We start from the raw sequence: 20422 nt of genomic DNA on the forward strand, positions 1-20422 counted from the left end.
GATTACTCGAAAGTCGGATAACCAGATAAGCGTCTTTACATGAGTAAGAGGCGCTTAAATAGCAGTTGCTTTATATCCTGTTTTTGGGCCAGAACAGCATGGACAGTGATGACTTCCGCATCGACTGAATACAGGATCCGGTAGCCTCTGCTCGTGTTACATTCCCGATATTTCCCACAGCCAATCTTCAATGTTAGGGTGAGGGGAAAATGCAGCTCTGATGGTCATTCCGTTCACCTTATGTTCTTTGCTTCTCTGTCACGCCAGAACCCGTGAACGTGCCAGGGCGGTTCACCGCCGCCACCCTGGCGACCCGGGCTCCCGGCCAGGAAAATCGCCGCTGGCGCGGTCCACTATTCGCCCCATCCCTGGGGCTCACCCTTTCAGGGCTAGCGCATACGCTTCGTCGATTTTCAGCCGGCCCCTGTCATCGCGGTGACAGTTTTATTCTCATTGTGCAGTGTTATCGCTGCAATACGGAATATTACTGGGGATTCCTCAGCCCCTAATGGGCACATCATGAGCATCATTTCCGCCCCAGAGCTCTCGCTCTTACCTGAGTAAAAAACACCGGAATCAGCACTTCGAGCATAAACAGCACCAGGCTTATCTTCTGATTATCTTCACCCGGCTGCCAGTTCCCCAGCAGAGCTGAAAACACAAAAAACGCCCCGCCCGCAACCAGCATTGTGATGCCGTACAGACGATTGGTGCGGTACCAGAGCCCCTCATCATTCAGCGTTCGTCCGGTGCGAACACCATACCAACGGTTCGGTTTCACCTTCTGCATAAGCAGCGGAATGGCAATTGCCATCAGCATCAGGCTGACGATACTCAGCCAGATAAAATTCATGTCCATCACGGGCTCTCTCTTTTTGCACATTCATCCCCCGAAAGGGATATTCATCACCACGATACGCTTTCGCAAACGGCCATATTAGCTATAACTAACGAACAAATAATCCCAACGTCATATTTTGATTAACTTTATGGGGAGATGTAACAGCTTGATGCTGGTCAGGCGACGGCCAGACGCCGTAGGATCCATGCTCCTGACGTTATGCCCACGAGAATGGATGCGTGAAATACTCCCTGTTTTTATTGTTACTCACTTTACCCGCCATGGCAGCACAGGCAGACAGTGCCATCAAGCTTAACTGCCCGCCGCGCGGTCAGATGACCGTCTCCTTTTTTAACTATTACCTCATCACCATGAAATGGGGCGACCATTTCCAGGTGGCTTCGGGTAAAACCCAGAGTCATACCAAAGCCGGGGTGCCGTTCTGGGCGACGGAATTTGGCAACGGCGATGAGCTGACGTTCTTCCCCAACAGCGGCCAGTACTATCTCTTTTATGCCGGGGCCAGCGAGCCTGCGCAATGTACGGTGCAGGGAAGTTATCTCTATCCGGTCATCACGCCGCCGCGTTATGAAAACAGTCTGGCTAACAGCAAAGACAGTGCTGAAGAAAACGCAGAGAGTGAGGAAGGCAGTTCGCGGGTAATTTTACGCAGGCCCGGCGTTCAGGGGTAAATCCCCTCTCCGGGCAGAGAGGGGAGAGCAGATTAACGCAGCTGTTTTTGCGTATGCCACAGGGCGGCAACGCTCAGGAACACGGTGACCATCAGGTAGAACCCTGGCGCAAAATGGCTGCCCGTGGCGCTGATAAGCAGCGTACAGATGAATGGGGCAAAACCACCAAACACCGTAACCGCAATGTTGTAACTGATGGACATCCCGCTGGCACGGGTCGAGACCGGGAAAATATCCGCCATCACCGAAGGAATGGTCGAGAAGTAAATGGACTTCAGTAACGCCATCCACCCTACCAACAGCGAAAGCGACAGCGGCGTCACGTTGAGACTCATCAGCCAGAAAGCAGGCAGCAGCGTAAACGCCAGCAGTCCCAGTGCCGTCCACAACAGACGCTCACGCCCGACACGCTCCGCCAGCAGGCCACCAATCGGCGTGACCACGGTGAGGATCACCCCGGCCAGCAAGGTCGCGCTGTAGGCGGATGACGCAGGCAGGCCAAGGCTTTTGGTCGCCCAGGTCGGCACATAGTTGAGCATGTAGTTGATTGCCGTTGAAACCACCATCAGGCCGATCGCCAGCAGCAGCAAGCGCTTTTGCGAGCCAAACAGCAGCTTCACCGGGTGACGCGGTTTCTCAATCTCAACATACGCCGTCGGTTCGTGCACATGACGGCGGATCCACAGCCCTACCGGGCCAATCAGCAGACCAAAGGCGAACGGCACGCGCCATCCCCAGTCGAGCAACTGTTCCGGCGTCAGCCAGTGTGCCAGACCCAGGCCAAACGCGGACGCCATCAACGTACTGGCCCCCTGGGTGGCGAACTGCCAGCTGGCAATAAAGGTTTTGCGCTCCGGGAAATGTTCCACCAGAAATGCCGTGGAGCTACCGAACTCGCCGCCTGCGGAGAAGCCCTGAATCAGGCGCGCCAGCAAAATCAGCAGCGGGGCAGCCACACCCAGCGTGGCGTAACCGGGCATAAAGGTGATCATCGCCCCGCCCAGCATCATCAGGTTGATGGAGAGCAGCAGTGAGGCCTTGCGGCCGTGCTTATCGGCATAAGCACCCAGCACCACCGCGCCGAGAGGGCGAATCAGAAAGGCGATACCAAAGCTGCCAAACGCCAGCAGTAACGAGACGGTCGGGTTAGTGGTCGGGAAAAAGACCTGAGCGATATAGCTGGCAAAGAAGCCATAAACCGCAATATCAAACCACTCCAGGGCATTACCAATACAGGTGGCGAACAGCGTTTTCATCAGGCTCGGGCGGGCGCTGCCCTGCTCTGTTTCACGGGCGAGAGTGGTCATTTTGCACCTCCGTTCTGATGCTCAAGGTGGCGAACCAGCAGCTCTGCGCCACGTTCATGCAGATCCCAGAATAGACGGGTCATGATCGCCAGCCCCTCACGGGCAATAGCAATCGGCAGGTGTTCATCCGGCGCATGCTGTCCGCAGGCAGGATAAGAGTGCGGCACCCACAGCGTCGGCAGGCCCAGAATCCCGGCGAACACATCGTTAGGTAACGATCCGCCCAGGTTGGGTAACAGAGCCGGCTTTTTGCCGGTCGCCTCCGCCATCGCCTCAAGCGTCCAGTTGACCAGCGGATCGGTAGGGTCAAAACGGGTGGCAGGCGTGCCGCGCACCTCGCTGATCGCGACCATTGAAAAACCCTGTGCGTCCAGGTGTGCGCGGACCGCCTGCTCAAGCTGCTCCCACTCGGTGCCGACGACAAAGCGTAGCTGACACACTGCCGTCGCCTGGCCTGGGATCGCATTCATCGGCTGTGCCGGATTCCCCGTCAGGAAAGAGAGTACTTCAAGGGTGTTCCAGCCAAACAGTTTTTCCGCCGCCGACAAACCGGGCTCGCCCCAGTTCGGGTCGGTACCAGGATCGTTTTCGCCCCGTGCCGGGGTGATATCCGCCAGAATCGTTTTCAGTTCAGGCGTTAACGCTGGCGGTTTCAGTGCTGTAATCTGGATCTCGCCTTTACCGTCCACCAGGCTTGCAATGGCGTTTGCCAACTGCGTGCCGGGATTACTCAGCAGGCCGCCCCAGTTGCCGGAGTGATAATCTTTGGCGCGCGCGTTGATGGTCAGACGGAAGTTGACGCAGCCGCGCGAGCCGAGGAACAGCGTCGGGCGCTCTGCGCTCAGACGCGGGCCATCGGAGGCGATAAACAGATCCGCGTGGATGCGATCTTTAAGCTGTTCGCACACGGCTGCCAGCCCCGGCGAACTCATCTCTTCACCCATTTCGCACAGCCAGACGCAGTTAAAGCCCAGCCGCCCATTGCGTGCATGGTAAACCTGCTCCAGCGCGGCGAGGTTGACCGAATGCTGACCTTTGTTATCAGCGGCACCACGTCCGTACCAGTTACCGTCACGCTCCACCAGCGTCCACGGCGACAGCCCTTCCGCCCAGCGTGCATCGTCACCGAAAACCACATCACCGTGCCCGTAACACATCACGGTGGGCAAGGCCGGGTCTTCTTCGCGGCTGGCGAGCAAAAATGGCCGGGCGGCATTCACCGGGTTAGCAATCACCTCGGTGGTAAAGCCCATCGCCTGAAACGCGGGAATAAACGCTTCGTTGTAATAGCGGGTGAGCTGGTCATCCCGGTCGGTACGCTGGCTTTCGCTGGGGATAGCCACCCGGCTGGCAAGCGTAGTTTTAAAATGGCCGCTGTCGAACCACGCCAGCGCCTGCTCAACGATCTGTTGTGTTGTCATGTTGTTTACCCTGTCTTCCCCGTCATACTTCAAGCTGCAACCCGAATTATTTAGGGGCTATTTGCTACCGGTGGCGCAAATGCCTGTTGTTGTCTTTTTGTTCTAAACCGAACAGAGCCTTGCCACAATAACAATAATCGCAAATTGGCGTTGCCTTTTTGATAAGGGTACACTGCACAAATTCAGGGCGTCGCAGAGGATTCATCTATGTTAAGCAACGAACTACGCTATTTTTTTGCAGTGGCGACTACCGGCTCGCTCAGCACCGCCAGCGAGCAGCTTTACGTGGCAGGATCCGCCATTAGTCGGCAAATTCAAAAACTGGAAACCCGGCTGGGTGTCACCCTCTTTGAACGCCATTCGCGCGGCATGGTGTTGACGGATGCCGGGCAGATTCTGGCGAACCATGTGCGCAAAAGCATGCGTGATATGGAATTTGCCATGGCGGAAATCCAGGGGCTGAAAGCGGTGCGTAAAGCGCTGGTGCGTATCGCCTGTACCGATGGCATGGCCTTTGACCTGTTGCCCGGCTTACTGGCGCGTTTTCGCCAGCAGCACCCTGCCGTGAGTTTTGATTTACAGGTCGGTACGGCGATGCAGGTGGCAGAGTGGATCCGACGCAACGATTGTGATGTGGCGTTCCAGTTCAGTCTCGCGCCCGAACGGGATGTGGAGATTATGGCTGCCTGGCCTGCGCCGGTGCTGTTATTGCTGGCGGATGAGCACCCGCTGACGCAGCAACCGAGTGTATCCATGGAGGATTTACATCACTACCCGCTGGTGTTACCGGAAGCGGGTACCACGCTGCGCCAGCTTTTCGACCTCTCCTGTCGGATGGCGGGCACCTTTCTGGAACCGGCGTTCAGCAGCAATAATTTCTCGGCGCTGTATGGCTTCACCCGCCACACGCCAGACGCGGTAACGGTTTGCAGCCATTTCAGCGTGCTGTGGCGCGCAAAGCAGGATGGCATGGCGCTTAAAAGCATTAATAACTCGTCGCTGAGCCAGCGCACCCTGCAAATTCAGGTGCCCGGCAGCAAACATCGCCCGGCGGCAGTTAACACCTTCCTCGATCTTACCGCCCAGGAACTGGACCGCGAACATAAGCAGTGGATGGCAGCGCTGACGCCGGCTTAGGCGGCAAGGTGCTGCCTGACAGCATCCAGAAACAGGCCGAGCGCCGCGTGCTGATGGTCCCGGGATTGATATAACCCGTAAATGCCCAGCGGCTGCGGCTCCAGTTGCGGCAGCACGTTGACCAGCCGTCCGCTCTTAAGCCCCGGCTGCGCTTCGATGTCTGGCACCATCGCCAGGCCCACATCCGCCATTGCCATATCGCACAGCAGTGACGATATGCCCGCACTGAAATTGCCATTGACTGCAATGGCGACCGCGCCCTTATCCGGATCGCGAAATGACCATGATTGCCCTGAAAAACGGCTGTAATGCAGACAATTGTGCTGAGCAAGATCGTCAAGGGTTTCAGGCTGCCCAACCCGGGCCAGATAACCCGGAGAAGCGCACAGCACTGAACGACATTCCCCCAGCAGGCGGGCGATCACGCCGGGTTCCGGGGCATTGGTAATGCGAATCGCCAGGTCGATGCGCTCCCCCACCAGGCTGACCGGCTGATTGTTGATGTCCACTTCAATGCGCAACGCCGGATAACGCGCCAGAAATGCCGGGATCACCGGCCCCAGCAGGTGCGTGGCCGTGAAGTGGGCGCAGGCAATCCGAAGCGTACCCGATGGCGTCAGATGCGTGGCGTCGCCTTCAATGTCCTGCGACAACAGGGCCAGTTGACGCGTCTTCTCAAGGATTTTTTCACCGGCAGGCGTCAGCGTCAGCCGCCGCGTCGAGCGGTGAATCAACCGTGCTCCGGCCCATTTTTCCATTTCATCCAGATAGCGGCTGACCATCGGGCGCGAAATGCCCAACGCGCGTGCCGCTGCGCTCAGGCTGCCGAGTTCGCAAATCCGGTTGTAGGTCATTGCCGCCATTATCCTGTCCATTCCCGCTCCATTTGATCGTTTCATGAAACACAGCATGAATTGTTTCAGGAATAGTAGCAGAACTCGTAATCCGTAGAATGGTAATCACTGACTGACTGGAGAATCACACATGAGCTTTCAACCCGGACTTTACTGGATAATCGATCCGCTTTGCGGCTGGAGCTATGGCGCACTGCCGCTGCTCAACCGTGTGGCACAGGCGTTTTCACAGCAGCACATTTTACCGGGGGGATTATTCATTGGCGCTCAGCGCAGAAGGCTTGATGCCGACTGGCTTTCACATGTACATGAACATGATGCTCGCATTGCCGTTTTAACCGGCATGACCTTCGGCAGCGACTACCGCATACAGTTGCTGGTGAACAGCGAGATTGTGCTGGACTCCCTTCCCGCCAGTCGTGGGCTTCTGGCTGTACAGCGCTTTGCCACACCCGGCAGCGACCTGAAGTTTCTGAATGCGGTTCAGCAAGCGTGGTACGAAAAGGGCCAGGATATTACCCGCGCCGACGTGGTTAATACGGTCATCGTTCAATCCGTTGCGCCGGGCATTGTGCTTGGGCAAATCCCGGAAAATGAAGCGCTGAATGCCATTCAACACGGGCGAATGCTGATGGATCAGACGGGCGGTCAAGGTTTCCCCACCGCCGTCTTCATCCATAACGACGGGCAATACACCCTGTTACCCGTCTCACGTTACTACGGGCAACCAGACGCGTTCTTCACGCTGGTTAATCCGCTTCTCTCTTCATTAAGCCATTAAGGAATGCCATGAACGCAAAATCCGCCACCCTGTTACTGTCACTGGCCGCCGCGCCGGCGTTTGCTGCTCCGCTGCAACTGGATGTTTATAACCCGCAGGAAAAAGGCATTTTCCCGGTCTCTTCTACACTGGTCTCCGGGCCGAAAGAAGCCGTGCTATTTGATGCCCAGTTCAGCGTTAAAGATGGCGAAGCACTGGTGAAGCTCATCCAATCCCGTGGCAAAACGTTAAAAGAGATTGTGATTACCTCTGGCGACCCGGATTTTTATTTTGGTCTCGAACCGCTGGTGAAAGCCTTCCCGCAGGCCAAAGTGGTGGCCTCTGAAGCGGTGGTTGAGCATATTAAGGCCACGAAAGACGCCAAACTGGCCTTCTGGGGGCCGCAGATGAAGGACGGCGCACCAAAAACACTGATCGTTCCGCAGGTTGCCAGCACCACGCACTTTACCGTTGATGGGGAATCACTGGAGCTAAAACACGCGGGCGATTATGCCGCTTATGTCTGGATCCCCGCGAACAAGGCGATTCTTGGCGGAACGGGTATTGCGTCAGGAATTCATGTCTGGACGGCAGATACCCAGACCCCGGCCATTCGCCAGGGCTGGATGAACGTATTAAGCGAAATGCAGGCGCTGAAACCCCAGCAGGTCATTCCGGGCCACTACCTGGGTGAACGCCCGGCAGGCGATGGGGCCATTACCTTTACCCATGGGTACCTGAAGACATTCGAACAGACGCTGGCCAGCCAGAAAGGATCGACAGCCGTGATCGATGCCATGAAAAAGGCGTATCCAGGCCTTGCGGATGAGAGTTCGCTGGAGCTAAGTGCAAAGGTGAACACCGGCGAGATGAAGTGGTAAGAGACTGTTGAGAAGGGGCAACTTCAGCGCTGTCTGCCCCACCCTCACCCCTGCCCTCTCCAAGAGGGAGAGGGGGAAAGGCAGGCCCGCAGCACTCTCGATCTGTTCCCTCTCCCTTGAGGGCTGAGGGATCCCCAGAAAAAATCCGTGCACGAGCGGTCCCCTCTCCCTTGAGGGAGAGGGCCAGGGTGAGGGGGAAAATGCAGCTCTGATGGTCATTCCGTTCACCTTATGTTCTTTGCTTCTCTGTCACGCCAGAACCCGTGAACGTGCCAGGGTGGTTCACCGCCACCACCCTGGCGACCCGGGCTCCCGGCCAGGAAAATCGCCGCTGGCGCGGTTCACTTAGCGCCTTCCTTCAGGCTTATCGGGGACGGGCGAAGGTAACGTCCGTGTAAAGTCGCCCTCGCCGCGCATCCCTGCGCGTCGCCCCGGCCTTACGGATACGCTGCGTCGATTTTCAGCCGGACCCTGTCATCGCTGTAACTGTTTTATTCTCATTCATCAATGATATCGCTGCAAAACGTAATAGTACCGGGGATCCCTCAGCCCTCAGGGAGAGGGAGAAAGGCATGCCCGCAGCGCTCTCGATCTGTTCCCTCTCCCTTGAGGGAGAGGGTTAGGGTGAGGGGCAATAACCGCACCACTGCCACCGCCACTCAGAGGCGGTCGAGGTAATCCTGGAATCGCCTTCCCTTCTGATGAGCAAAACGTTCTCCGGTCGCAGAAAGATGACGAATCCGGTCCAGGCGGAAATGGCGAAAATCACTGCGCATCTCACACCAGGCGGTCAGCAGCCAGGCGTCATCAAAAAGAGTCAGCCCCAGCGGCCAGACGCGGCGACAGCTCTCATTTTCAGCCAAATCACTGTAGGTGAGCTCCACAACCACACGCTCACGAATCATTTTTCTCAGCGCATCTCCCCATTGTGCGGCCTGGTCTTCGCCCGGGCGCTCGCGGGACACCGCCAGTAGTGGGAGGTCATGAAATTGCTCGCCTCGTTGCTGCCCCATCGCATCCGCCACTTTGCCCGCAACGCGCGCCGCGGCGTCATGCAAACCGCCGGTTCCTCGAGCCCTGACTAACCGCAGCCCGAGCATAATGGCTTCCGCTTCATCGGGGTCAAAACGCAGCGGAGGCAGAAAATAGCCTTTTTCAAGCTGGTAGCCCAGCCCCGACTCTCCACGCACCGGTGCACCCAGCTGGGTAAGCGTAGCCATGTCCCGATAAATCGTTCTCAGTGAAACGCCAAGCCGCTGCGCCAGTATCTCCGCAGAAACCGGATGACGCGCGAGCCGCAGTTGATCAAGCAGAGCGAATAAACGAAGGGTTTTCATGGCGTGAGGGTAACACACCCCTGACAGGAACTGACAGGGCCAATCTGCGACACTGCCCACTCCCAAAACCCTGGAGAGAGAAAACCGATGACACAGCAATGCACTGAAAGCATTAACGAAAAAACCAATACCTCACCCGCCGATAAGGGCGTCCTCATCCAACCAAATGACGGCATAGAAATGGGGCGTTTCAGGCTTCGGGAAGGGGTAACGGAAGCGGCCATGCGGGCCGCCTGGGCACACATGACCTCAACGTATCTGTCTGCTCAGCACGGATGGCGAGGCCAACGGCTGATAAGGTTCGAAGATGGCACCTTCATGGACATGGCCTTTGCCGCCTCACCGGCCTGCGCGCACAGTATTTGCGACAGCTGGGCCGGGCAAGCGGCATGCGATGCCTTTTTACAACTGATTGACCCGGTGAGCATGGAATTCGGCTCGGTTATCTGAGCAGTAACCGAAACGCAGCTAAAAGCTCAGCGCGCAAAGTAGCCGGCGCTGACCTGCTCTGGCGTCACCACGCCGCTGTCCAGTACCCAGCCGCTGATGAGTGCGGCTGGAGTCACATCAAAGGCCGGGTTATAAACCTGGGCATTTTCCGGCGCCCACTGCACGGCGCCAAAGCTCCCGGCAACGCCCGTCACTTCACTCGCGGCGCGCTGTTCGATAGGGATCGCCTCGCCGTTCGGGCAGTTCGGATCGAGGGTGGTTTGCGGTGCGGCAACGTAGAAGGGAATACCGTGGAATTTCGCTAGTACCGCCAGGGAGTAGGTGCCGATTTTGTTGGCGACATCGCCATTAGCGGCAATCCTGTCTGCCCCCACCCAAATCGCATCCACCTGCCCTTTGGCCATCAGGCTGGCGGCCATCGAGTCGGTAATCAATTGATAAGGCACCCCGAGTTCGCCCAACTCCCAGGCCGTTAAACGCCCGCCCTGCAGCAACGGACGGGTCTCATCCACCCAGACATTCGCCACCTTGCCCTGCTGATGGGCCAATGCAATAACGCCCAGCGCAGTACCGACACCCGCAGTCGCCAACCCACCGGTATTGCAGTGCGTTAACAAGCGGCTGCCCGGTTTCACAAGCTCGCTGCCCGCCTGCGCGATGCTGCCGCACAAGGCTTTGTCTTCTTCAATCAGGCGCAACGCTTCTGTCACCAGTGCCGGAACGAAATCCTCCTGCGCCAGCGCCAGCTTCATTCGGTCGAGGTTGTTCATCAGGTTGACCGCCGTCGGGCGCGAGGCTCGCAGCGTCTCCAGCGACCGGGCCAGTTCGTCACGGCTATTCCCGTTTTCCGCCAATAGCGCCAACAGCAGACTGGCGGAGAGGCCAATCAACGGCGCGCCCCGCACGCGTAACGCATGGATATGCTCCACCAGCAAGACTACCGAGTCCGCTGGCAGCCAGCGTTTTTCCTGCGGCAGCGCCTGCTGGTCAAGTATAAAGAGTTGATTATCAACAACCCGCAGGCTGGTGGTCTGTAATGTCTGCATAGCGTTAAATCCCTGTTGCGTTGTTGTATCGTATTGTGTCAGGATGAAATCCAGATGTATAGACGTCTGAATGGCTTTATTAGCATAAGAACATGAGGAACTGGCAATGTCGCAATACCGTACCTTCAACGCTCAGGATGCTGTGGCGTATGCACAACAATTTGGTGGTCTGGACAACCCGTCCGAGCTGGTTGAAGCGCAGGAGGTCGGCGACGGTAACCTGAACCTGGTGTTTAAGATTTTTGATAGTGAAGGCGTAAGCCGCATTATCGTCAAACAGGCGCTGCCCTATGTGCGCTGCGTTGGGGAATCCTGGCCGCTGACCCTTGATCGCGCACGGCTGGAAGCCCAAACGCTGGTCGAGCACTATAAACACGCTCCGCAGCACACGGTCAATATTTTGCATTACGACCCGGAACTGGCGGTGATGGTCATGGAAGATCTCTCCGATCATCGCATCTGGCGCGGTGAGCTGATTAAAAACATCTATTACCCGCAGGCAGCACGCCAGTTGGGGGAGTATCTGGCGCAAACGCTGTTCCACACCAGCGACTTTTTCCTGCATCCGCATGTGAAAAAAGCCCAGGTCGCGCAGTTTATTAACCCGGAGATGTGCGAGATCACCGAGGATCTGTTCTTCAACGATCCGTATCAGATCCACGAACGTAATAACTACCCGGCGGCGCTGGAAGTTGACGTTGACGCTTTGCGTCAGGATACGCAGCTCAAGCTGGCGGTTGCCTCGCTGAAGCACCGTTTCTTCTCACACGCTGAAGCGCTGCTGCACGGCGATATCCATAGCGGTTCGATTTTTGTTGCCGATGGCAGCCTGAAAGCCATCGACGCCGAGTTTGGTTACTTTGGCCCGATGGGCTTTGATATCGGCACCGCGATAGGCAATTTGTTGCTGAACTACTGCGGTGTGCCAGGCCATCTGGGCATTCGCGATGCGGCGGCGGCGCGTGAGCAGCGTCTGATTGATATTCAGGAATTGTGGTCCACATTCGTCGAGCGTTTCCAGGCGCTGGCGCGCGAAAAAACGCAGGACGCCGCCCTGAGCGTGCCGGGCTATGCTTCTGAATTTCTAAAGAAAGTATGGACGGATGCGGTCGGCTTCTGCGGCACCGAGCTGATTCGCCGCTCGGTAGGTCTGTCGCATGTCGCCGATATCGATACTATCGCCGACGAGGAGATGCGCCACGCGTGTCTGCGACATGCCATTACCCTCGGCAAGGTGTTGATTGTGATCGCCCCGCGCATTGACAGTGTGGATGAGCTGATTGCCCGGGTGCGTCAGTATAGTTAAGTGTGCGCGGGTGCCCTCACCCTCAAGGCTGAGGGAGTCCCTACAAGAAAATGCGAGCACAATCTGTCCCCTCGCCCCACCGGGGAGAGGGTCAGGGTGAGGGGGAAAATGCGGCTCTGAGGGTCATTCCGTTCACCTTATGTTCCTTGCTTTTCTATCGCTCCAGAACCCGTGAACGTGCCAGGGTGGTTCACCGCCACCACCCTGGCGACCCGGGCTCCCGGCCAGGAAAATCGCCGCTGGCGCGGTCCACTCAGCGCATTCCTTCAGGCTTATCGGGGACGGGCGGAGGTAACGTCCCTATAAATCCGCCCTCGCCGCGCATCCCTGCGCGTCGCCCCGGCCTTGCGGATACGCTTCGTCGATTTTCAGCCGGACCCTGTCATCGCGGTGATTGTTTTATTCTCATTGAGCAATATTATCGCTGCGAAAAACAATATTATTGAGATCCCTCTCAGCAGGGTGAGGGTTGCGTCACCCCAGATACTCAATCACCGACAACCCACCGTTGTAATCCGTGCTGTAAATCACCCCCTGCGCATCCACAAACACATCACAGGACTGGATCACCTGCGGGCGGCCTGGACGCGTATCCATCATCCTCTCCGGTGCGGCGGGCACCAGTGCACCGGTTTCCACCGGACGATAGGGATTGGAAATATCATAGGCACGCACGCCGGCGTTCTGGTAAGTGGCAAAAATCAGCGTCGAGCTAATAAAGCTCCCCGGACGGTTCTCATGCAGGTTATGCGGTCCGAAGTGCGCCCCTTTTGCCACATAATCACTCTCATCCGGCTGCGGGAAAGTAGAAATACTGACCGGGTTTGACGGTTCGCGAATATCGAACAGCCAAATCAGCTTCTCACCGTCTTCCTGGTTATCCAGCACTGCTTCATCCAGCACCACCAGCAGGTCACGGTCCGGCAACGGCAGCGCGGTATGGGTGCCACCGCCAAACGGCGGACTCCAGTTGCGATGACTAATCAGCGTCGGTTGGGTGCGGTCTTTCACATCCAGCAGCGTCAGGCCGCCGTCGCGCCAACTGCCATAGGCGGTATCGCCTGCAATAATGGCGTGGTGCAGGGCATAGCGTTTTCCGGCCTCCCAGTCCGGCGTCTCGCCTGCCGCCTGGTTCATGCCGGGCAGCCACCAGCGCCCCGCCACTTCAGGCTTACGGGGATCGGCCAGATCGATAGTCAGGAAAATATAATCGGTAAAGCCATCGATCAGCGCAGAGACATAGGCCCAGCGTCCGCCTACGTACCAGATGCGGTGAATACCGATCCCGTTAAGCGACAGGAAGCTAATTTCACGCGGTTTATCCGGCGTGGAGATATCAAAAATGCGCAGCCCGGCGCTCCAGCCTTTGTCCTGTACGTCACTGACCGTCTCACCCACCGAGCGGGTGTAATAGACTTTTTCATCGGCAAAGCGGGCATCGGCGAAAAGGTCACGGGCGTTGATCACCAGCAGAAGATCGTCATGCGCCTGTAAATGCACGTTCCAGGTGCCGGGAGGGGCCGGAACATAGCCTGCGGGTCTGGGATTTTTGGGGTCGCGCACATCGACGATGGAGAAGCCCTGAGAGACCATGTGACCGATGTACGCAAAGCCACGGTGCACCATCAGTTGTACGCCATCCGGGCGTCCGCCCTGGTCGCTGTGACCAATCAGCCGCATATTACGACTGTATTCCGGGCGTGGGAGTTCAGTTGCCATGAGATGTCCTTTCATGCCGGATGACGGCTTCGCCTTATCCGGCCTAAGAATCACGTAACCCGTAGGCCCGGTAAGCGGAGCGCCACCGGGCAATGATTATTTCGCTTTTGCTTCCAGGGTAGCGAACCACGGCGCGATAAAGTCTTCGGTCTGGCCCCAGCCTGGGATGATTTTCGCCAGTGATGCCACGTTCACCGCACCAGGTTGTGCCGCCAGCAGCGCCTGTGGAATGGCGGCCGCTTTAAAGTCATAGGTCGCAGGCGTCTGTTCACCCGCGATCTTATTGGCAATCAGACGCACGTTGGTCGCGCCAATCAGTTTCGGATCCACCGCCACGCTCACTTTCCACGGGCTGTTGGACTCGCGCATCAGTTGCAGATCCTGGTTAGACACATCGATGCTGTAGAGTTTGATCTCGGTACGACCGTTCTCTTTCAGCGCCTTGTAAGCCCCCTGGCTGAAGGCGTCCCAGGTGCCCCAGATAGCATCAATCTGCCCTTTCGGGTATTTCGCCAGCACCGCGCCCACTTTGTTGGCGGTATCGCCCTGCACGTCGGAAGAGACCGCACCGATGGACTCCAGCTCTTTAATACCCGGATACTCCTTCAGCAACTCAGCATAGGCGGCCTGACGACGCTCCATTGGCGGGAAGCCGGCGACCCACAGTTTAATGATGTTGGCTTTGCCGTTGAAGTCTTTTGCCAGCGCGCCAAAGGAGAGTTTGGTCAGGGAGGCATCGTCCTGCTGGGTGACGGTCACGCCCGGAATTTCACCGTTCACAGCGGTATCAAACACCGACACTTTGATCCCGGCATCGACCGCTTTTTTAATCAGCGCGGTCGAGTACGGGTCACGGCCCTGAGAGAGGATGATGCCATCGTATTTCTGGGTAATGGCCTGGTTCACGAAATCCTGGAACTTAGCATCATCGCCGTTGCTCAGGAAGGTGCTGACTTTAAACCCGAGTTTTTTGCCTTCCTGCAGCGCGCCGGAAACAAACTGGGTGGTGTTGTCATCGGAACCGAGGTTACGAATCAGCGCAATGCGAATCGGGCCGTTATGGCTGGCAATGGCGTCCGGTACCGGAGCCGGTGTTGCCGCATAACCCGGCAGCGCGCTCAGTAATCCCAGCGTCAGTAAAGAGAGTGCTATCTTTTTCATCTGTTATCCCCTGAATAATTAACGACGCTGGAAGTAAGTCAACGCAAGGGCACCGGCCAGCACCAGCCCCTTAATAATGTCCATGGCGTAATACGGCACGGAGAGCATCACCAGTCCGTTTGAGAGCACGCCGAGAATCACCGCCCCCACCAACGTGCCAAGCGCATTCGGCTTACCGGAACCCGCCAGCGAGAAACCGATCCATGCCGCCGCAACCGCATCCATCAGGTAGCCGCCACCAGCGTTCACCTGGGACGAGCCAATACGCGAGGCCAGCAGGATGCCGCCTAAACCGGCCAGCAGTGAGGCAATCACGTAGGCCGCCACTTTGTAACGGGTGGTGCGGATACCGGATAAACGCGCCGCTTCCGGGTTACCGCCGATGGCATACATCCGGCGTCCGTGGGTGGTCAGCGACAGGCCTAACTGCGCCAGAACGGTCACTACCAGCATGATGATGACGATAGTGGGCACCTGCCCGAGCAGACCAAAGGCCTCCGGGATCATCCCTTCTGCCATCTCGCCGCTCGGCAGTACCATGTTTTGGGTGATGGAGCCGCCGTAGCTGTAGGTCATCGCCACGCCCTGAATCACAAACAGGCTGCCGAGGGTCGCCAGCATGTCGGGGATCCGCAGCACCACAATTAAGAATGCGTTAAACAGGCCCACCAGGGTGCAGAGTGCCAGCGTCACCAGAATGGCTTCGGTGGTGCCAAAGCCATGCCAGACGAAGAGTGAAATCACCAGCGCGTTCGCCAGCGACGCGGTTGAACCGACCGACAGGTCAAAACCACCGATAGTGAGTGAAATCGACACCCCAACCGCGATCACCGTGACAATGGCGATAGAGCGTAAGATGTTGATGATGTTGAACGGGTCGAGGAAGTTATCCGATGCCAGACCAAAGATGGCAACCAGCGCGACAACCGTCAGCAACATGCCCCATTTATAAAGAAAATCAAAAAACTGCTGACGGGGTGACACCGCAGCCTTAACTGAAAGGGCTTTGCTCACGCTGCCGTTCCTCCGGTGGAAAAATAAAGTAAGGTCTCTTCTCGGGCCTCCTCGCCCTTCACTTCTGCGACAATGCGCCCATCCCAGAGCACACAAATGCGGTCGCACAGGCCAACCAGTTCGGAAAACTCCCCGGAGGCATAAATCACGCCTTTCCCTTCCCGCGCCAGCCCGTCAATCAGCTGGAACAGGTCAGTTTTGGCTTTCACGTCGACCCCTTTGGTTGGCTCGTCAAAAATCACCACGTTGGCATTGCCGCGCAGCCATTTGCCAATCGCCACTTTCTGTTGGTTACCGCCGGACAGGCGACGCAAGGTTTGCCCAGGCCCGGTGGTGCGCACGCCGACGCGGGCAATCACCTCCTGCGCCCAGCGCCAGGCCTGGCGATGACCGAACAGACTCCAGCGGGAGAAGGTGTTGTCCGCGCTGACCGAGAGATTCATGGCAATAGGCTCTTCAATAAAAATGCCCTCTTTGCGCCGCTCTTCCGGCACCAGCGCCAGCCCGCGAATCACGGAGTCTGCCGGGTCGCGGGGCCGCCACGGCTGGCTGTTAAGTTCACCGCGCGTGACTTTGCTTTTGCTCGCGCCAAACAGCGCCTTACACAGTTCGGTTTTACCCGCACCAGCCAGCCCGGCAATGCCCAGAATCTCCCCTTTGCGCAGGCGCAACGAGATATCCTTAAGCAGTTGCTCGTCATGCAGGCCGTCAATACTTAACAGCACGTCATTGCTGTGCGGCGGGCGCTTAGGCGGGTAGATGTCGCTCAGTTCATGGCCGAGCATCTTCTCGACGATTTGCTCGCCGCTGAGTTCTGCCATCGGGCCGGATTCAATCAGCTTGCCGTCACGCAGCACGGTCAGGGTGTCGCAAATGGCTTTCAGTTCATGAATGCGGTGGGAGATAAACACCACACCAATCCCTTGCTGTTGCAGACGACGCACCACGGTAAACAAGCGCTCACTTTCATGCTGATCGAGCGGCGCGGTAGGTTCGTCCAGAATCAGGAAACGGCAGTGGTGAGAGAGCGCGCGCGCCAGCAGAATTTGCTGCTTCTCCGCCAGGGTGCAGGTATCGATTGAACGACGCACATCAAGGGTCACATCAAGCTGCGCAAGCGCCTCCTGCGCAAGCTGGCGCATTTCGCCCCAGCGCCACGTATGCCCCGCCTCAGCCAGACGGTCGAGCATGATGTTCTCCGCAATCGACAGGCCGGGAATCAGCGCCACATCCACTTCCTGCTGCACCAGGTGAATGCCCAGCTGTTTGGCATCGCGGGGAGTGCGAATAGAAACCGGCTGGTTATTGATGACGATTTCGCCTTCGTAATGGTCGTGGGTGCCGCACAACACCGCCATCAGCGTCGATTTCCCCGCGCCGTTCGCGCCCGTTAACGCATGCACGGAACCGCCTCGCAGGGTGAAATCGACATGCGACAATGCGCTAAATCCGCCAAACGACAGGCTAATAGTGCGCATTTCGAGGTGGTGAGTGCTCATCCGACGCGAGTTCCTGATAAATAAGTTATTTGATGAATTTTTCATAGGCCGCCTTGACTGGCAACGACAGAAAAGGCATAAGATAAAGCAAAATAATATTAGCCATCCGGATGTCCAGACATAACATCAGGTTAGCGATAGTACACAAGGACACAACAAATGAGCAACACGAATATTCGCGTCGTCACCGGCCCGGCTAACTACTTCTCCCATGCGGGCAGTCTTGCGCACCTTCATGATTTTTATACGTCTGAACAGCTTTCCCGTGCGGTGTGGATTTACGGCGAGCGCGCCATCGAAGGGGCACGCCCTTTCCTGCCGGAGGGCTTTAACGCGCCGGGCGCGAAGCATCTGTTGTTCAAAGGCCATTGCAGCGAGCACGACGTGGCGGAGCTGGCTGAGCTATCGGGCGATGACCGGGCGGTGGTGATTGGCGTGGGCGGCGGTGCGTTGCTCGATACCGTTAAAGCGGTGGCGCGCCGTTTAAGGTTGCCGGTGGTGGCCATTCCAACCATTGCCGCCACCTGTGCGGCCTGGACGCCGCTCTCCGTCTGGTATAACGATGCCGGTCAGGCACTGCATTTTGAAATTTTCGATGATGCCAATTTCCTGGTACTGGTCGAGCCGCAAATCATTCTCAATGCGCCGGCGGAATACCTGCTGGCGGGGATCGGCGATACGCTGGCGAAGTGGTATGAGGCGGTCGTGCTGGCGCCGGAGCCAGAAAACCTGTCACTGACCGTTCGTCTGGGGATCAACAACGCGCTGGCGATTCGCGATGTGCTGCTCGCCAGCAGTGAAGAGGCGCTGGCGGATCAGGCGCGGGGCGAAGTGACACAGGCGTTTCGTGATGTGGTGGATGCGATCATTGCCGGTGGCGGAATGGTCGGCGGTCTGGGCGAGCGTTATACCCGTGTTGCTGCGGCACATGCGGTGCACAACGGCCTGACCGTGTTACCGCAGACGGAGAAATTCCTGCACGGCACTAAAGTGGCCTACGGCATTCTGGTGCAGAGCGCCCTGCTCGGCCAGGAGGAGGTGCTGGCGCAGTTAGTGAACGCCTACCAGCGCTTTAACCTGCCGACGACGCTGGCGGCGCTGGCGGTGGACATCAATAATCATGAAGAGCTGGACCGGGTGATTGCCCATACGCTGCGCCCGGTGGAGTCGATTCACTATCTGCCCGGTGAACTGAGCCCGGCCACCCTGCGCGCGGCGTTTGAAAAAGTCGAACATTTCGCCCGCTAGATCAGCCAGGCCATAGCGCCATGGCCGAACGGGCAATGCTCAGCAAGGTTTCACGGCTCGCGCCATCGCGGGCCTGAATCGACATTCCCTGTTGGATGCTGACATACAGGCGCGTCAGGGCCTCGACGTCCACGGAGCCGGGCAAATCCCCCTGTTGCTGCGCCTCGGCAAGCCGCGCTTTTAACAGCGCATTTCCCGCCGTGCGCATGCGGCGCACCAGGTTTCCCAGTCGGTTATTGCCTTCACTGCCCACGGCAGAGAGCGTGACCATACAGCCGTGCGGCATATCGGTTTGCGTCAGCATTTCAGCAGAACGCGACAGCCACAAGCCAATAGCCTGCCGCGGCGACGGTTCGCTGGTCATATGTCCCCAAATCATCGGTGCAACAGATTGCTCGTAGTGCAGCAGCACCTCTTCATACAGATCCTCTTTGCTACCGAATGCGGCATACAGGCTGGGCGATTTAATGCCCATCGCCTCGTATAAGTCATTCATTGACGTAGCGGTATAGCCTTTCTGCCAGAAGATTTTCATCGCCTGGTTCAATGCTTCAGTACGATCAAATTCGCGTGGTCTTCCCCGGCTCACGGTGGCCTCCAACATTTTGTGCTGATCGGTATATTAATACCATTGACGCGTTCATGGAAGTGCGTTTACTTTAATTATGTGCCAATCGATACACAATTAAATTCAGGAGTTACTATGTCTTTTTCACTTGCTGGTAAACGCGCGCTGGTGACGGGCGCAAGTCGTGGGTTGGGTAAAGCCATTGCCTTGTCATTAGCCCGTGCAGGGGCAGACGTGGCGATCACTTATGAGAAATCGGCGGAGAAAGCGCAGGCCGTTGCCGATGAAATACGCGCACTGGGGCGCAACGGGGCGGCCATTCAGGCCGACAGCGCCAGCCCGCAGGCCATACGCCAGGCGGTGGCGCAGTCGGTTGAACAACTGGGGGGGCTGGATATTCTGGTCAACAACGCAGGCATCGCGCGCGGCGGGCCGCTGGAAGCGATGTCGGATGAAGATATTGATGCCTTAATCAATGTGAACATCCGCGGCGTGGTCATCGCCACTCAGGCTGCCATTGCCCATCTTCCGGACGGCGGACGCATCATTAACATCGGCAGTTGCCTTGCCAATCACGTTCCGCTGACGGGCATTGCGGTTTACTCGATGACCAAATCCGCGCTGAACTCGTTAACCCGCGGGCTGGCGCGCGACCTGGGCCCACGTGGTATCACCGTCAACCTGGTGCATCCAGGCCCAACGGACAGCGACATGAACCCGGCCGATGGCGAAGGTGCTGAAACCCAGCGCCAGCTGATTGCGCTCGGCCATTACGGTAAAGCGGAAGACATTGCCGATGCGGTCACTTTCCTGGCAAGCCCCGCGGCGAAGCACATCACCGGTACCGGCATCGATGTGGACGGTGGCGCTAACGCCTGATGATTAACCAGGCCTCTGTCGCCCGGCAGAGGCATTTGCGTAGCGGCTCGTAGAATTATTTACCCAAAGAGGACTAACAGCACTTCGCCCCACCCTTGCCGCCATAGCGGGCGTCCTGACGCTCGCGGAAGAACTCTTCATAAGTCATTGGCGTCTGGTCCGGGTGCGTTTTACGAATATGTTCCACGTAGTTGTCGTAATCCGGTACGCCAATCATCATTTTGGCGGCCTGGCCTAAGTACTTGCCTGCTTTAGATAAAGTGTCGAACATATTTCATCTCTCGTTACCCCTCACCCTAACC

At 57.5% G+C, this 20422-nt stretch carries 20 protein-coding genes and 1 pseudogene; 8 read left to right on the forward strand and 13 right to left on the reverse strand.

Annotated elements, in window-relative coordinates; all coding sequences use genetic code 11:
* Nucleotides 1-35: 35 nt before the first annotated feature.
* Nucleotides 36-191 (reverse strand): annotated as a pseudogene (locus ACUY4Q_RS17135) (type II toxin-antitoxin system RelE/ParE family toxin); the annotation flags it as partial.
* A 335-nt stretch (nucleotides 192-526) separates the two neighbouring features.
* The gene (locus tag ACUY4Q_RS17140; RefSeq protein ID WP_458047374.1) at nucleotides 527-859 is read right to left on the reverse strand and encodes an SdpI family protein; all 333 of its coding nucleotides are present in this window, start codon (nucleotides 857-859) and stop codon (nucleotides 527-529) included.
* A 221-nt stretch (nucleotides 860-1080) separates the two neighbouring features.
* On the opposite strand from ACUY4Q_RS17140, the gene ACUY4Q_RS17145 reads away from it, so the two are divergent.
* Complete coding sequence (locus tag ACUY4Q_RS17145) at nucleotides 1081-1533, forward strand: hypothetical protein (protein WP_458043913.1); 453 nt, start codon at nucleotides 1081-1083, stop codon at nucleotides 1531-1533.
* A 32-nt stretch (nucleotides 1534-1565) separates the two neighbouring features.
* Here ACUY4Q_RS17145 and ACUY4Q_RS17150 read toward each other — a convergent pair whose 3' ends face one another.
* Complete coding sequence (locus ACUY4Q_RS17150) at nucleotides 1566-2840, reverse strand: MFS transporter (RefSeq protein WP_458043914.1); 1275 nt, start codon at nucleotides 2838-2840, stop codon at nucleotides 1566-1568.
* Nucleotides 2837-4261, reverse strand: coding sequence for a M20 family metallopeptidase (locus tag ACUY4Q_RS17155; protein ID WP_458043915.1), 1425 nt, complete (start codon nucleotides 4259-4261; stop codon nucleotides 2837-2839). The genes ACUY4Q_RS17150 and ACUY4Q_RS17155 overlap by 4 nt, the downstream gene beginning before the upstream one ends.
* Before the next feature lie 207 nt (nucleotides 4262-4468).
* Here ACUY4Q_RS17155 and ACUY4Q_RS17160 point away from each other — a divergent pair, with 207 nt between their 5' ends.
* Entirely contained in the window at nucleotides 4469-5398 is a 930-nt protein-coding gene (locus ACUY4Q_RS17160; protein WP_458043916.1) for a LysR family transcriptional regulator, read from the forward strand.
* Here the strand turns inward: ACUY4Q_RS17160 and ACUY4Q_RS17165 are convergent.
* Nucleotides 5395-6273 carry a LysR family transcriptional regulator gene (locus ACUY4Q_RS17165; RefSeq protein ID WP_458043917.1) on the reverse strand — a complete coding sequence of 293 codons (879 nt, stop codon included), beginning with the start codon at nucleotides 6271-6273 and terminating at the stop codon, nucleotides 5395-5397. The two genes, ACUY4Q_RS17160 and ACUY4Q_RS17165, sit on opposite strands and share 4 nt — an antisense overlap.
* A 109-nt stretch (nucleotides 6274-6382) precedes the next feature.
* Here ACUY4Q_RS17165 and ACUY4Q_RS17170 point away from each other — a divergent pair, with 109 nt between their 5' ends.
* Together ACUY4Q_RS17170 and ACUY4Q_RS17175 are read left to right on the forward strand one after the other, a co-directional pair.
* Nucleotides 6383-7033 carry a DsbA family protein gene (locus tag ACUY4Q_RS17170; protein ID WP_458043918.1) on the forward strand — a complete coding sequence of 217 codons (651 nt, stop codon included), beginning with the start codon at nucleotides 6383-6385 and terminating at the stop codon, nucleotides 7031-7033.
* A gap of 8 nt (nucleotides 7034-7041) precedes the next feature.
* A complete protein-coding gene (locus tag ACUY4Q_RS17175; protein ID WP_458043919.1) occupies nucleotides 7042-7893 on the forward strand; it encodes a Vmh family MBL fold metallo-hydrolase in 852 nt (283 codons plus the stop codon).
* Between the two features lie 659 nt (nucleotides 7894-8552).
* Here the strand turns inward: ACUY4Q_RS17175 and ACUY4Q_RS17180 are convergent.
* Complete coding sequence (locus ACUY4Q_RS17180; protein ID WP_458043920.1) at nucleotides 8553-9230, reverse strand: helix-turn-helix transcriptional regulator; 678 nt, start codon at nucleotides 9228-9230, stop codon at nucleotides 8553-8555.
* An 87-nt stretch (nucleotides 9231-9317) separates the two neighbouring features.
* On the opposite strand from ACUY4Q_RS17180, the gene ACUY4Q_RS17185 reads away from it, so the two are divergent.
* On the forward strand, nucleotides 9318-9680 hold the full coding sequence (locus tag ACUY4Q_RS17185) for a hypothetical protein (protein WP_458043921.1): 363 nt from the start codon (nucleotides 9318-9320) through the stop codon (nucleotides 9678-9680).
* A gap of 26 nt (nucleotides 9681-9706) precedes the next feature.
* Here ACUY4Q_RS17185 and mtnA read toward each other — a convergent pair whose 3' ends face one another.
* Nucleotides 9707-10726: an S-methyl-5-thioribose-1-phosphate isomerase gene (gene mtnA / locus ACUY4Q_RS17190; protein ID WP_458043922.1), complete on the reverse strand. Its 1020-nt coding sequence runs from the start codon at nucleotides 10724-10726 to the stop codon at nucleotides 9707-9709.
* A gap of 106 nt (nucleotides 10727-10832) precedes the next feature.
* Here mtnA and mtnK point away from each other — a divergent pair, with 106 nt between their 5' ends.
* Nucleotides 10833-12032: an S-methyl-5-thioribose kinase gene (gene mtnK, locus ACUY4Q_RS17195; RefSeq protein ID WP_458043923.1), complete on the forward strand. Its 1200-nt coding sequence runs from the start codon at nucleotides 10833-10835 to the stop codon at nucleotides 12030-12032.
* A 474-nt stretch (nucleotides 12033-12506) separates the two neighbouring features.
* Here mtnK and ACUY4Q_RS17200 read toward each other — a convergent pair whose 3' ends face one another.
* The 4 genes from ACUY4Q_RS17200 to ACUY4Q_RS17215 form a co-directional block, all read right to left on the reverse strand.
* Entirely contained in the window at nucleotides 12507-13751 is a 1245-nt protein-coding gene (locus ACUY4Q_RS17200) for an LVIVD repeat-containing protein (protein ID WP_458043924.1), read from the reverse strand.
* A gap of 96 nt (nucleotides 13752-13847) precedes the next feature.
* The gene (locus ACUY4Q_RS17205; protein WP_458043925.1) at nucleotides 13848-14912 is read right to left on the reverse strand and encodes a sugar ABC transporter substrate-binding protein; all 1065 of its coding nucleotides are present in this window, start codon (nucleotides 14910-14912) and stop codon (nucleotides 13848-13850) included.
* A gap of 18 nt (nucleotides 14913-14930) precedes the next feature.
* Nucleotides 14931-15926, reverse strand: a complete 996-nt coding sequence (locus ACUY4Q_RS17210; RefSeq protein ID WP_458043926.1) for an ABC transporter permease — start codon at nucleotides 15924-15926, stop codon at nucleotides 14931-14933.
* On the reverse strand, nucleotides 15923-17425 hold the full coding sequence (locus tag ACUY4Q_RS17215; RefSeq protein WP_458043927.1) for a sugar ABC transporter ATP-binding protein: 1503 nt from the start codon (nucleotides 17423-17425) through the stop codon (nucleotides 15923-15925). The genes ACUY4Q_RS17210 and ACUY4Q_RS17215 overlap by 4 nt, the downstream gene beginning before the upstream one ends.
* A gap of 159 nt (nucleotides 17426-17584) precedes the next feature.
* Here ACUY4Q_RS17215 and ACUY4Q_RS17220 point away from each other — a divergent pair, with 159 nt between their 5' ends.
* The gene (locus tag ACUY4Q_RS17220; RefSeq protein ID WP_458043928.1) at nucleotides 17585-18673 is read left to right on the forward strand and encodes an oxidoreductase; all 1089 of its coding nucleotides are present in this window, start codon (nucleotides 17585-17587) and stop codon (nucleotides 18671-18673) included.
* Between the two features lies 1 nt (nucleotide 18674).
* Here ACUY4Q_RS17220 and ACUY4Q_RS17225 read toward each other — a convergent pair whose 3' ends face one another.
* A complete protein-coding gene (locus ACUY4Q_RS17225; protein WP_458043929.1) occupies nucleotides 18675-19277 on the reverse strand; it encodes a TetR/AcrR family transcriptional regulator in 603 nt (200 codons plus the stop codon).
* A gap of 99 nt (nucleotides 19278-19376) precedes the next feature.
* Between ACUY4Q_RS17225 and ACUY4Q_RS17230 the strand changes: the two genes are divergently transcribed.
* A complete protein-coding gene (locus tag ACUY4Q_RS17230; protein ID WP_458043930.1) occupies nucleotides 19377-20120 on the forward strand; it encodes an SDR family NAD(P)-dependent oxidoreductase in 744 nt (247 codons plus the stop codon).
* Nucleotides 20121-20193: 73 nt separating this feature from the next.
* Here the strand turns inward: ACUY4Q_RS17230 and ACUY4Q_RS17235 are convergent, their stop codons facing one another.
* A complete protein-coding gene (locus ACUY4Q_RS17235) occupies nucleotides 20194-20391 on the reverse strand; it encodes a YbdD/YjiX family protein (RefSeq protein WP_458043931.1) in 198 nt (65 codons plus the stop codon).
* Between the last annotated feature and the right edge of the window lie 31 nt (nucleotides 20392-20422).

The sequence above is a fragment of the Phytobacter cepae genome (assembly GCF_054165735.1).